10 protein-coding genes are annotated in these 13743 nt (G+C 29.0%); 5 read left to right on the top strand and 5 right to left on the bottom strand.

Annotated features, from left to right (window positions below; genetic code table 11):
• Positions 1 to 54: 54 nt before the first annotated feature.
• Together H8R92_RS10645 and H8R92_RS10640 are read left to right on the top strand one after the other, a co-directional pair.
• Positions 55 to 1290 (top strand): peptidase U32 family protein, encoded by a 1236-nt coding sequence (locus H8R92_RS10645; RefSeq protein ID WP_022212655.1) that lies wholly within the window; start codon positions 55 to 57, stop codon positions 1288 to 1290.
• 197 nt (positions 1291 to 1487) lie between these two features.
• On the top strand, positions 1488 to 2051 hold the full coding sequence (locus tag H8R92_RS10640; protein WP_022212654.1) for a P-loop nucleotide/nucleoside kinase family protein: 564 nt from the start codon (positions 1488 to 1490) through the stop codon (positions 2049 to 2051).
• 90 nt (positions 2052 to 2141) lie between these two features.
• On the opposite strand, the gene alr is transcribed toward H8R92_RS10640, so the two are convergent.
• Positions 2142 to 3302 (bottom strand): alanine racemase, encoded by a 1161-nt coding sequence (gene alr, locus H8R92_RS10635; RefSeq protein WP_186835430.1) that lies wholly within the window; start codon positions 3300 to 3302, stop codon positions 2142 to 2144.
• A 306-nt stretch (positions 3303 to 3608) separates the two neighbouring features.
• On the opposite strand from alr, the gene H8R92_RS10630 reads away from it, so the two are divergent.
• Both H8R92_RS10630 and H8R92_RS10625 read left to right on the top strand, forming a co-directional pair.
• Positions 3609 to 5510: a type I glutamate--ammonia ligase gene (locus H8R92_RS10630; protein WP_186835429.1), complete on the top strand. Its 1902-nt coding sequence runs from the start codon at positions 3609 to 3611 to the stop codon at positions 5508 to 5510.
• Positions 5511 to 5749: 239 nt separating this feature from the next.
• Positions 5750 to 6847 (top strand): SEC-C metal-binding domain-containing protein, encoded by a 1098-nt coding sequence (locus H8R92_RS10625; protein ID WP_186835428.1) that lies wholly within the window; start codon positions 5750 to 5752, stop codon positions 6845 to 6847.
• Between the two features lie 268 nt (positions 6848 to 7115).
• Here the strand turns inward: H8R92_RS10625 and H8R92_RS10620 are convergent, their stop codons facing one another.
• Together H8R92_RS10620 and aspD are read right to left on the bottom strand one after the other, a co-directional pair.
• Positions 7116 to 8312 (bottom strand): DNRLRE domain-containing protein, encoded by a 1197-nt coding sequence (locus H8R92_RS10620; RefSeq protein ID WP_186835427.1) that lies wholly within the window; start codon positions 8310 to 8312, stop codon positions 7116 to 7118.
• Positions 8313 to 8528: 216 nt separating this feature from the next.
• Positions 8529 to 10133 carry an aspartate 4-decarboxylase gene (gene aspD / locus H8R92_RS10615; RefSeq protein WP_207722831.1) on the bottom strand — a complete coding sequence of 535 codons (1605 nt, stop codon included), beginning with the start codon at positions 10131 to 10133 and terminating at the stop codon, positions 8529 to 8531.
• Between the two features lie 225 nt (positions 10134 to 10358).
• Here aspD and H8R92_RS10610 point away from each other — a divergent pair, with 225 nt between their 5' ends.
• The gene (locus H8R92_RS10610; protein ID WP_186835426.1) at positions 10359 to 11513 is read left to right on the top strand and encodes an NAD(P)-dependent malic enzyme; all 1155 of its coding nucleotides are present in this window, start codon (positions 10359 to 10361) and stop codon (positions 11511 to 11513) included.
• A 101-nt stretch (positions 11514 to 11614) separates the two neighbouring features.
• On the opposite strand, the gene H8R92_RS10605 is transcribed toward H8R92_RS10610, so the two are convergent.
• On the bottom strand, positions 11615 to 11908 hold the full coding sequence (locus H8R92_RS10605; protein WP_022211520.1) for an ACT domain-containing protein: 294 nt from the start codon (positions 11906 to 11908) through the stop codon (positions 11615 to 11617).
• Complete coding sequence (gene ilvB / locus H8R92_RS10600; protein ID WP_022211521.1) at positions 11901 to 13574, bottom strand: biosynthetic-type acetolactate synthase large subunit; 1674 nt, start codon at positions 13572 to 13574, stop codon at positions 11901 to 11903. The genes H8R92_RS10605 and ilvB overlap by 8 nt, the downstream gene beginning before the upstream one ends.
• Positions 13575 to 13743 lie beyond the last annotated feature (169 nt).

The raw sequence follows: 13743 nt of genomic DNA, 5'->3' as shown, positions 1-13743 counted from the left end.
TTATTTGATATATAATAGATATTATTAAAAAATAATTGTAAAGGAAGATACTATATGACAGAAATGATAAAGAAACCTGAATTATTAGCTCCAGCAGGTAGTTTGGAGAAATTAAAAATAGCATTTCAATATGGAGCAGATGCAGTATATTTTGGAGGAGGAGCCTTTTCACTAAGAGCTACGGCACAAAAGTTTACATATGAAGAAATGAAGGAAGGAGTAGAATATGCACATAGTTTAGGAAAAAAAATCTACTGTACAGTTAATATAATGCCTAAGAATAGCGAAATAGATGCTTTAATTGAGCACTTAAAAAAGCTAGATGAAGTTGGAGTAGATGCTGTTTTAGTTTCAGATTTAGGTGTACTAGCGTTGGTTAAGAAGTATACTAATTTAGCAATACATATAAGTACACAAGCAAACACAACTAATTATGCAGCTTGTAATATGTGGGAAGAGCTAGGAGCTGAAAGGGTAGTACTAGCAAGAGAAAGCACACTGCAAGATATTAAGGATATACGTAAAAATATTTCTCCAGAGTTAGAACTTGAAATATTTGTTCATGGAGCAATGTGTATTTCTTATTCAGGAAGATGTCTTTTATCAAGCTATATGACAGGAAGAGATTCCAATAGAGGTGCATGTGCACAAAGCTGTAGATGGAAATATTCTTTAGTAGAAGAAAAAAGACCTAATGAATATTTCCCAATAGAAGAAGATCAGCATGGAACTTATATAATGAATTCAAAGGATTTATGTATGATTGAGCATATACCAGAGCTTATGCAAGCAGGAGCACAATCATTAAAAATAGAAGGAAGAAATAAAAGTGAATATTATTTAGCACTAGTTGTTAAGGCGTATAGACAGGCAATAGATTTATACTGTGAAGATCCAGAAAACTATAAGTTACCTAAAGTATTATTAGATGAAATGTATAAAGTAAGCCATAGAGAATACCATACTGGTTTCTTCTTTAATGAGCCAAAGCATGAAGGAATAATTTATAAAACAAATAACCATGTAAGAGAATATGATGTAGTGGCAATTGTTCATGAATATGATGAAGAAACTCAAATAGCTACATGTAAGCAAAGAAATAAGTTCTCAATGGGAGAAAAGGTAGAAATACTTTCTTCAAACTCTGATGGTGGAGAATTTGTAGTAGAAGAAATTTATGATTTAGAAGGCAATAAATTAGAATCATGCCCACACCCTGGAATGATGTGCAAAGTTAAGATTCCATACAAAGTAGAAAAGAACAGCTTTATTAGAAAAGAGCTTGTTTAATATACATTAAGGAACAATTTTATTGATAAAAAAGGCGAATTTTGTTAAAAAATTGTTTTATTATTAAAAATATAGCTTTCTTTAACGGTTCATATCCTTTACTAATTGTATATATGAAATTATAATATTACTGTGAAAAAAATAAATTTAAGAATTTAGTTTATTATTCTAAATAATAAACAATAGGGGGAATACATATGAAAAGTTTACTTTTAGTTACGTCGCCACCAGCTTGTGGAAAGACATTTGTTTCAAAAGAATTAGCGAAAGCGTTAAATCCAATAGTATACTTAGATAAAGATACTTTAATTGGATTATCTAAGCAAATCTTTGTTGTTGCTGGAGAAGAGTATAACAGAAGTTCCGATTTCTTTGAAGAGCATATAAGAAATTATGAGTATGATGTAGCGTTAGATTTAGCTTTAGAAGCTTTAAACTACTGTGATACAGCACTAGTAAATGCTCCATTTACTAGAGAAGTAAGAGATAAAGAATATATGGATAACTTACGTGAAAAACTTGCAGAAAGAGATGTTGAGTTAGTAGTAATATGGGTAGAAACAGATCCAGAAGTATGTCACCAAAGAATGATTGAACGTAATTCTGATCGTGATACTTGGAAACTAGAAAATTGGGACAAGTATATAAGCAGGTGTAATTTTGAAAAACCAGATATTCCAGGACTAATGGTATTTAAAAATTCATCAACAGAAGAATTCAATGAATCAATAGAATCAATGGTAAAACATTTTAGAGGATAATTTTATTCTTTTGTGTTAGAAAATAATCATCAATCTAATAAAAAAAGTAGATAAAATTAAACTTATCTACTATTTTTTATTAGCTATAATTTATATATGATTTTTAACATTTATAATATGCGTATCTTTGATATATACTCTAGGAAGTCTAGATTTAAGCATACATGTAACTTCGTAATTGATAGTGTCAAGTTTTTTGGCCATATCATCTGCATTATATTTAAGACCATTTTTTTCGCCAAGAAGAATTACTTCATCACCAATTTTTACATCTGGAATATTTGTTACATCGATCATAAATTGATCCATGCATATGCGGCCTATGATAGGAGCAAATTCACCTTTAATTATTACTTTACCATTTTCAGCAAGTTTTCTTAAATAACCATCGGCATAGCCAACAGGTATAGTAGCCACAATTGTTTCATTGCTAGTTTTGAATGTTCTGCCATAACTTACATACATATCTTTTTCTAGAGTTTTTACATTAGTTATTGTTGCTTTTAAGGTTAAAGCAGGTTTTAAAGCAAGGTTATTTTTATCTATTTCATCGGAAGGATAATAGCCGTAAAGGATTATTCCGGCCCTGACAGCATCTAAATAAGTATCAGGTAAATCAATAATAGCACCACTATTAGCTACATGCTTAAGAGGAATATCTATACCTCTTTTTTTTAGTGTATCCATCACTGATAGCATCTTAGTAAATTGCTCATGACTATATTCTTTATCTTTTTCATCTGAAGTAGAGAAATGAGTGAAAATTCCTATTACCTCAATTCCTTCTAAGGAACAAATTTCAGTTATGTTATCAATTGATTTTTCATTAGGCAAGAAGCCAATTCTCCCCATTCCAGTATCAATGGCAATGTGAATTTTAGCCTTTTTATTAAGGGTTAAGGCTATTTTTGATAACTCTTTTGCATAATCTAAATCATAAACAGTTTGTTCAATATTATTATTAATAAGCTCTTCACCTAAGTATAAAGGTGTAAAACCTAAAATCATTACAGGTGCAGTTATCTTATTATCTCTTATTTCAAGAGCTTCTGAAATCATGGCAACAGCAAAGCGAGAAACCCCATTTTCCAGCAAGGTTGGAATTATATCTATGACTCCATGACCATAACAGTTTGCTTTTACCACTGCAATTAAGTCTTTATCGCCAATTAATTTTTTTATATTTCTTGTATTATAAGCTATTGCATCTAAATCTATTTCAGCCCATGCAGGTCTTAAAATCTTTTTCATTAATAACACCTCGTATAAATTTTTAACTCTAAAAGTATTATATTACAAATATATAATAAAGATAAGAACCACTAGGGATATTAATTAAGCTTATAGTGGTTCCTTTATATATAAGGTATAAATTATAAGAAGTATATGGTATAATTTATATATTGTGCTAAAATTGATAATGATTTATAATATTTTTCAATGCTCAATACAAGTTTTCTAGATATTTAACAATAAGGAAGATATAAGCAATATAGAGTAGAATTTAATATTCTAAAAAATCAAATAATATTCGACGGGAAAAGAGGGAATTGTTTTATGATGAAGGATTTAATTTATACTATACCTAAAGAAAAACACACTAAAGAAAATATTAAAGCCATATTAAAAAGTCATTCAGAAATTAAATTTGTTTCATTTGTAGGTGTTGACTTATCAGGAAATGACACAGATGAAAAAATACCAGTAAGTCTTTTTTTAGATGATTTAGAGTCATTTATTAATGGAGTTGCTGTACAGACAGATGGATCTTCTGTTGTACTTCCAGGAATAGCAACTCTTAATAACGCTAAAGTTGATATGATAGCAGATTTAAATGCAAAGTGGTTTGTTGATTATAATTATGATTTTATTGATCCAGAAACCCAAAAACCAATTGGTACATTAAGAATTCCTTGTTTCTTATACCATGATAATAAGGCAGTAGATTCAAGAAATATACTAAGATCTGCCATCGAAACATTTAAGGGAAACCTATGGAATATATTTGATAATCATCCTGAAGTTTTATCTGATTATAATATTTCTAAGGATGATATAGAAGAAATTATAGTTACTTCAGCTACTGAATTAGAATTTTGGGTTAAGACACCAAATGATGTAGCAGAAATAGAACAGCTATCAACATCACAAGAATTACATGAACACTATTGGACTAGAACAAAAGGAAACGTTCGTACAGCATTGGAAGAAACTCTTATATTAATGGAACTTTATGGTTTTGAACCAGAGATGGGTCATAAAGAAGTTGGTGGAGTTAAGGCTAAGTTAAGCTCAAGTGGTGATTTTAATCATATAATGGAACAAATAGAAGTAGATTGGAAATATGCAGATGCTGTTCAAGCAGCAGATAATGAATTATTTGTAAAGATACTTGTACAGGAAACATTTAGAAGAAGAGGATTGGAAGTTACGTTCATGGCCAAACCAATTGATGGAGTAGCAGGTTCAGGAATGCACGTGCATTTAGGAGTGAGCTTAAAGCTTAAGGATGGCAAGAGAATCAATTTATTCCATACTGATAAAGAACACTTTTTATCAATTATTGGCTATGGTGCCTTAATGGGAATATTAAAGAACTATGAAGTTATGAATCCATTTATTTCTTCAACTAATAATTCATTAAAGAGATTAAAACCAGGATTTGAAGCACCAGTATGTATTGTAACATCACTAGGAATTTCACCAAGCAATCCTTCAAGAAATAGAAGTATATTAGTTGGCTTGATAAGAGATTTAGCAAGTCCATTAGCTACAAGGTTTGAACTTAGATCACCAAATCCTCATTCCAATGTTTATTTAACAATGGCCACATCGTATATGGCAATGCTTGATGGTATACTATATGCAGTAAATAATAATAAATCTCAAGATGATTTATTAGCTGAAATATCTAAAAAATCAGGGGAAGCTGCAGATTATTTAGAAAAAGATAGAGAGTATAGAAGTGAAGAGGATGTCTTCGAAGCATTTAGTGATGAAGAAAGAAATAAATACTTTGGTAAAGCACCAGCAACAATTTATGAAAATATCAGTGCTCTTGCTAAATATCCAGAAAAGGTGCAAGTATTAAAGAGAAATGATGTATTAACTGAACAACTGATAGATAGTGTAAAAATGGCAGTAACTAATAGATGGATTTTAGAAATAAGCCATAGAGTAATAAATAGCTATGGAGATAAGATAAGAGGATATAAGGCTCTACATTCAGTTGACAAGGCCTTAGATTTAGATATAACTAATTGGACTAATATAAATAATTTAAGAGTTTATATAATGAAAGACACATATACAAATAAGAGTTTATTCACTAGGATAAAAGAAGCTTTTGATAAGAAAGATTTAGAACTTGCTTCTAATCTGTATATAGAGTTAGAAGAAAAAATGGAAGAGCTAAGAAAATTATACTCTTCATATAAGAGAAACCTATTAGATATTTAATATAATTATGAATGATGAACTTAAATTCATCATTCATAATTCATCACTATTATTGGAGATACTCATAGAATCACTCCTTAAAAATATATAATAATTTCCTATAAATATTTATTATCCTAAAAATTCAATAAATATACCTTTTTTATAAAATATTACAATAAAAGTTTGTTTATAAAAGAACTTGTGAAAGTTGGGAATTTAAAGTAAGATATATAAAGATAAAAGTAGGAGTGAAGGAAATGCATAAAGTAGATGAAATATTAGCTATGAATAAAAAATTATCAAGTAAGAAAGAAATTAAATTTACTTTAGATGGATGTTTATCTGATTTAACTAAGGAGCGATTAAGTAAAATAGCAGCTTCATATGAGATTCCTCAGAGATCTAAAATGAAAAAGGATCAATTGGTGGAGGCAATAAGGATAGCAATAATGGAGCCATCAGCACTGATTGAAAAATTAAATGGCTTTGATAAGGAAAATCTTCAGTTATTAGATAACTTAAAGAATAAAGAATATATAGTTTCAACTGAAATTTCTTTATTAAGCTATGTACCATTATTAAATTATGGTGTAATATTTACATATTTAAAAAATGAAGACGTATTTATGGTAATGCCGAAAGAAGTCAAAGAGGCTTTAAATGATATGAGTAATGATGAAGATAGCCAAAGATATTTTGAAGTAGTAAAGTATATTGTAGCTTTTGCAGAAGCTTATGGTGTATATGAATCAGAGATACTTGTAGAGACTTTCAATCTTCATAATGAAGAAAAATTATCATTAGAAGAATTTAATAGCATATTTGAAAAGTATGCAGCTTCTAGCAAAATAGTGAAACCATATAAAGAGCACATTATTGAAAGCATTTTATTATATAATATAGAATCTTTAGAGCAATTGCTTGAAAATAGAAAGAAAATAGCAGAATACTATAAATTAGATAAAGAAAAGATAGATGCTTATAGTAAAGAATTCCATTGCCATATGACTGAAGCACATACAAGTCTTTATGAAACATTTTTAAAATTATGTGCCAATAAGGATATAGCAGATAAATTATTTAAAGATATCTGTGGACCATTAGTATTTTCGGATGTAAATATCCAATATGTAATATCTGAATTAAAGAAGAGAAATATCCAATTTAATACTATGGTTGAGTTCCAAAATGTTGTGGCTAAAATTCAAAAAGTAAATAAGAATACAAGAAAGTGGAGCTATAAGGGATATACAGAAAATGAATTAGCTTTAATTCCAAACAAGAAGCTTTTAGGAAGAAATGAACCTTGCTTATGTGGTAGTGGAAGAAAGTATAAGAAATGCTGTGGAAGATAAATTTTAAGGGGTTATTGTCTGACAATAACTCTTTTTTTAACGCTATAGATGTATAAAAGTGTATTTTTTTCATAATAATGAGTAAACTAATAGTTAGATAGATTTTATCTAATAAGAAAGTAGAGATTAATAAGATTGGACTACAGTAGGTTATACAGCGATGATTATAAAAAGGTTCAAGGAAGATTAGTTTACTTGAACCTTTTTCAATGGGTTTGATTAATATTAGATTTTCATTTGTTTAACAAGATAAAAGCTTATTGCCTAATCAATTTAATGGGGTAATAGAAATTAAACTTATTTGCTGCTTTAAAGTTTCATATTGAGCTTGTAGAGCTGATAAACTATTAGCCAAAGGGGTGATGTTTTCTTCGATAAACTTTGAAATATTAGGATTTTCTAAAGTGTTAAGCCTTGTATTCACTTTTTCTATGGCAGAAGAATTATTAAGATTAATTTCATTTATTGATGATTTAAGAGTGTTTACTGAATTATTAAGTGAATTTATCATAGGTGAAAAATCAGATGAATCTGAAATGCTAGAAAGTTTAACTTCAATTTCAGCCAAGTGATCAACGATTGAGGCAATAGTTTCATCATTTTTATTTAAAATGTTTTTTAATATATCGTAATTAAGTTTTAAAGTATTAACGTTATCATTAAATATATCTAGCTTTTCTTCTAAGTTTAAAATTTTGCTAGAAAGTTCCTCAGTAGCATTAGAATCTGATGGTATGGATATGCTATCAGCAGTAGTTTTAACTATGGACTCTAAAGATGAGTATTTAGTATTAAGTTCATCAATTGAAGTTTTTAATGAAGTGAGCATTGAAGGCTCAATATTGCTTTCCAAAGTGTTTTTAGGTGCTAAATTTTCAGTAGTTTCATCAGGAATATTTGTAACTATTTCAGCAGGACTTTCTTCATTGTTATTAACTGTATCGGAGACTGTTTCAATGATTATATAAGGAGGATTAGATGAATTTTTACTTAAAAACTGAAGCATGGATGTATATTTTTCATGTGAGCTTTCTAAGGCTATGCCATAAAAGTTATCATAAGAGTTTTTTATTAGATAAGTAATATCAAATTCTATATATTTTCCAACGCTAGAAGAGTTTATTGGGAAATTCAATGAATTTAAACTGTTTATTTCAGGTTTATTGCTCCAAGTTGCTGTATAACTCATAAATGGAGCTGTTAGTGTGGAAATTTTAAAGTTTGCTTGCATATTATTATAAACACGGATATTATTTAAAAATATATTTAAGCTTATCTTATTTATGTTATCTAGATCAATAGAAGGCAAAGAAAAATTTAATAAGGTTTTATAGATATCATAATTATATAAATTTACATAAAATACACCACACAATAAAAATTCATTTTTGAAGAATGTATTATTATTTCTAAGTTTCTCTACATATGTGGAAGAAATATTAGTTATTTTAATTATATCGTTCAAAGTTAATATCCTTTCTAATTATTAATAGTCACATTTATAATATGAAAATAATCAGTATTAAGTTCAAATTAATTAGATAATAATTGGGGATAGAGAGTTTTTAATGGCATAAAATATAAATAGATAGCTAATGATTCCAGTATTACTATTATATTGGCAACGATAAAAAGATTTAAAATAATTAGGAGCTGAAGTTTTTTGCCTCAGCTCCTTTTGTTATAAATTTAAATATGTATTATATAAATTGTCAATTAAGTTTTTAATAGCTATACCTATTTTTGGATAAGCTTCATCTTTTAAGTTAGCCAGAGACACTCTTATAGACCATTTTGAAGAAGCAAAGCCATCACCATTTAATAAGATTACTCCATGATATTTGGCCAAATCATATAGTAAATCAAAGGTACTATAGTTTTCTTTTATGTGTTCAGCAAAAGTGTTGCCGTATTTCATTAAGGCTATATCTAATATGTTTAACTCAGTATAATAAGCTGCATCATGGCGGCTTTTCTCATATTCAAGTTCTAATCCATTAAATAATAAATTTTTTCTGCTTTTACAAATATCCTTTGTAAGTTGTTTGTAAGTATTTTCCTTATCTATTAAGGCGAATAGTGAGAAAAATGCCATTTGTACTTGTTGTGGTGTAGAAAGTCCAGCAGTATGATTTAAGGCAACTTGTCTGCTGTCAGCCACTAATCTATCCATAAATGAAATCTCAGTTGGATTTTGGCATAAATGTTTGTAACGTTCATTTAATTCATTTTTCATATCTGGTGATAGTTTTTTAATAAGGTCATTAAATATATTTTTTTCATTTAAAAAGATAGTTCCTAATCTCCAGCCAGTTACACCAAAATATTTTGAGTATGAATAAACACCTAAAGTATTATATGGTAGTTCACTAACTAATGAATGGAAGTTATCAACAAATGTACAATATACATCATCTGTAACTATCATTAACTCAGGATTATGTTCTTTAACTACAGAAATAAGGTTATCTTTGCAGTCTCTGCTTAAAGCAACGGAAGCTGGATTATTTGGGTTTACCACAAATAATACCTTGATATTTTTATTCTTAAGTTTATTTAATTCTTCTTTTGTATATTGCCATGTTGGATTTCCATTTTCATCTATCTCATTTGCTTTTATATTTATAACATTAAACTTATAGTTAGGTAAATGAGGTATTTCTAAATAAGGTGTAAATATAGGAGTCATTAAAGCAATGGTATCACCAGATTTTAAAAGGTTATTTACAACTAATGAATCAAAGATATAACACATTGCAGCAGTACCACCTTCTACAGCAAATACTTCAAAATTACTTTCAAATTCTTTGTTTTGGCATAATTCCTTCATTAAATAATTATGTACTATTTTTTCAATATGTATAAGCATTTTGTCTGGTACAGGATAATTATCTCCGATAATTCCATCAGTAAGTTCAAAAATATATTCATCTGAATTAAAATTCATTTCTTCAGTTCCATATTTTAAAATATTAGTTAATAATTTTATAGCAGATGTTTGGGGAGAGTTTTCTAAAAATTCTTGGAATCTTTTAGCAATACCTTTCTTTTCAGGCATTCCTGCCAAATCATCTTTGCACCAAGTTCTTTGCGTCTCTTTTATAGCAAATTGGCCAAAGGTAAAAAATGCTTCTCTTGGTGTGGATGCAGTCCAGTTGGGATTTCCCCTTCCAGCATCAAGAATATCATCATTATTTTCTTGTGCCAGACGTATCAATTTATCTTTAAATTCAAATGGACTTATTTGACCATAAATTTTTTGTAATTCATCTTTTGGTAAATTCATTATCAATATCTCCTAACTTTAATTTGATAGAGTATATTCTATCAATTAATTTTTAAAAACACAAATATTTACTGAGCAAAATTAAAAAATGATAATAAAATGTAGAAAAAAATAATAAATTATTGATATACATATTATTAATATATATTAAAATTATTAATATGATATAATTATCATTAGTAAAATTATAAAAATAATAAAAAAGTATAAAAGTGAGAGATAAAAATGGACTATAACAAATTGAGTTTAGATATACATGAAAAAAATAAAGGAAAAATTCAAGTAGTTTCAAAGGTAAAGGTTGAGAACAGGGAAGATTTAAGTGTAGCCTATACTCCTGGTGTAGCAGAACCTTGTAGAAGGATTAGTGAAAATAAAGAAGATGTTTATAAGTATACAGCAAAAGGAAATCTTGTGGCGGTAGTATCTGATGGTAGTGCAGTATTAGGACTAGGAGATATTGGACCTGAAGCTGCTATGCCCGTTATGGAAGGAAAGGCAATACTATTTAAAGAATTTGCTGATATTGATGCTTTTCCAATATGTTTAGCAACAAAAGATGTTAATGAAATAGTTAAGACAGTAAAATATTTAGCACCAACTTTTGGAGGAATTAATTTAGAGGATATATCTGCTCCAAGATGTTTTGAGATTGAAAGAATATTAAAGAAAGAGCTTGATATACCAGTATTCCATGATGATCAGCATGGAACTGCCATTGTGGTTTTAGCAGGAATAATTAACGCTTTAAAGCTAGTTAATAAATCAATAAATGAAGCTAATGTTGTAATAAATGGAGCTGGTTCAGCTGGAATATCAATATGCAAACTTTTGTTGGAAGTAGGTATTGGCAATGTGGTTTTAGTAGATATGAAAGGAGCTTTAGCTGTAGGAGAGCAATGGATGAATCCAGAACAAACTATTATGGCAGAAAAGACTAATAAGTATGATGAAAGAGGAAGCTTGCAAGAAATTATTAAGGGCAAAGATATATTTATAGGAGTGTCTGCCCCTAATATTGTATCAGCAGAAATGGTTAGTACTATGGCCAATGATGCAATTGTTTTTGCCATGGCAAACCCAGTGCCTGAAATTATGCCTGATGAAGCTAAAAAAGGTAATGCTAGAGTTATAGCAACTGGTAGATCAGACTTTCCAAATCAAATTAATAATGTGCTTGTATTTCCAGGAATATTTAGAGGGGCTTTAGATGTGAGAGCTAAAGATATTACTGAAGAAATGAAGATAGCAGCAGCAAAAGCTATTGCTTCAATTGTTACTGATGAAGAATTAAGTGAAGAGTATATTATTCCTAATGCTTTCGATAAAAGAGTAGTAAAGGCTGTTTCAGCATCAGTTTCAAAAGCAGCATATAAATAATTTAATGAATAATAAAATCCTTAAAAGGCAATTCTCTTAAGGATTTTTTATATTTTTTTGAATATTAATCTAGTGTATACTAAAAAATATTTTTTATGAATTTATTTTAAATTTAAAAGAATTGATAAGGATTTAAAAACTGAATGGTTATAATCTTGATGTAGCGATACATCTAATACGTCATATAATTTTTGCAGCTGCTTTATAACTTGATCTAGATATAAATCATTTTTTACAAGTAGATATATCTTGCTAGTCTTTCCATCACCAACTTCTCCACATAATATTCCTTCAAGATTAAATCCTCTTCTGGCAAAAAGATTTGTAATATGACTCATTACTCCAGGATGATTCCTAACATGAAGTTCAATAAGATAAAAATCAGTATTAATCATTTATAGGTATACCTCCTATCATTTCAGTATTGGCAGCACCAGGTGGAACCATAGGATAAATATTTTCATCATCATTAATTGGAATATTAATAACAGCAGGTCCAATTTCAGTGAGCAAAGCTGTGAGTTTTTCAAGTGGATCACTTTCATTACTTAAATCATAACCTTTGATGCCAAAGCCTTCAGCAATGGTTTTAAAATTTGGATTGAAGATAAATTCAGAAGCAATATAGTGTTTATGATAAAATAAGTTTTGTTGTTGACGAACTAATCCAAGATGATGATTATTGATAATTAATAGTTTTATATTAGATTTTGTTTCTGCTAATGTGGCTAATTCTTGAATATTCATAAGTATGGACCCATCTCCACTAAAGGAAACAATGAGCTTTTGAGGATTATATAGAGATGCTCCTATAGCTGCCGGGAGGGCAAAGCCCATGGTACCTAGTCCACCGGAAGTTAATAGTGTTTTTGGATATTTAAATGGATATCTTTGAGCAGTCCACATTTGATGTTGTCCCACATCTGTTACTATAATAGAATCATCAGGTATTTTATCAGCTACAAAAGAAATGATATTAGCAGGATGCATAGGGTCATCATATGAAGGTAATGGATATTTATTTTTAAAGCAATTAATACGTTGTATCCAGCTAGTTCTAGGATTTTCATCTATGTAGCCAATAATTGCTTTTAAAAATGAATTAATGGAGCAATTCATAGATATACTACTATTTTTAACTTTATTTATTTCCGATTCATCAATATCTACATGAATAATTGATGCCTTAGGGCAGAATTTTTTTATATCGCCAGTGGCTCTGTCATCAAATCTTACCCCAAAAGCTAATATTAGGTCTGCTTCATTTATTAAAATATTAGTAAATGGACAGCCGTGCATACCTAGCATTCCTAAATATAATTCATCATCAGCAGAGAATGCTCCAAGGCCCATCAATGTTAATGCTACAGGAATATTATTTTTCTTAGCTAAGTCATAAAGATATTTTGAGGAATTAGAACTTATAATTCCGCCACCTGCATATATAATTGGTCTTTTGGCTTTATTAATTTGTGTTCCAATATATGATAAAGCATTGGTATTAGGTATATCTATATCCACTTTATTTTCTTCTATAGAAGGAAATTTCTTAAACTCAATCACTTCGCTTTGAATATTTTTCGGAAAATCTATTAAAACAGGGCCAGGTCGACCTTCCGTAGCAATTTTAAAAGCTTCTGGAACAACATAAAATATGTCTTCAATTTTTCTTATTATAAAATTATGCTTGGTAATAGGAATAGTAAGTCCATAAGCATCAACTTCCTGAAAAGCATCAGTACCGATGGCTGAATAAGGAACTTGTCCAGTGATGGCAACCATAGGTATAGAATCTAGCTTGGCATCAGCTATAGCAGTAAGGAGGTTAGTGGCACCAGGACCAGAAGTAGCAAGGCATACACCTATCTTATTGGAAGATCTGGAAATACCTTGAGCAATGAAGCCAGCACCTTGTTCATGTCTAGATAATATATGTTTAATATTGCTATTATATAGTGCATCATATATAGGTAAATTAAAACCGCCAGGAATTCCAGCTATATATTCTACCCCTTGTTTTTCTAAAAGTTTTACTAATATTTCTGCTCCATTATATTTCATAAAAAAACTCCTTTAAAAAGATACCTCATCATGAAGAAGAGGAAGAAAAATTTTACATAAAAGTAGTAAGCCTTTACGTAGCCATAAAAGTTTATATAAATATATGCAGATAAAATTAATTTTAATAATAATTTTTTATGTGTATAATAATAGATAAAATACATTAAAA

It is taken from the genome of Clostridium lentum (assembly GCF_014287815.1).
Lineage (GTDB): Bacteria > Bacillota > Clostridia > Clostridiales > Clostridiaceae > Clostridium > Clostridium lentum.
The sequence above is the reverse complement of the archived record's forward strand: the minus strand, read 5'-3'. Positions and strand labels throughout refer to the sequence as shown.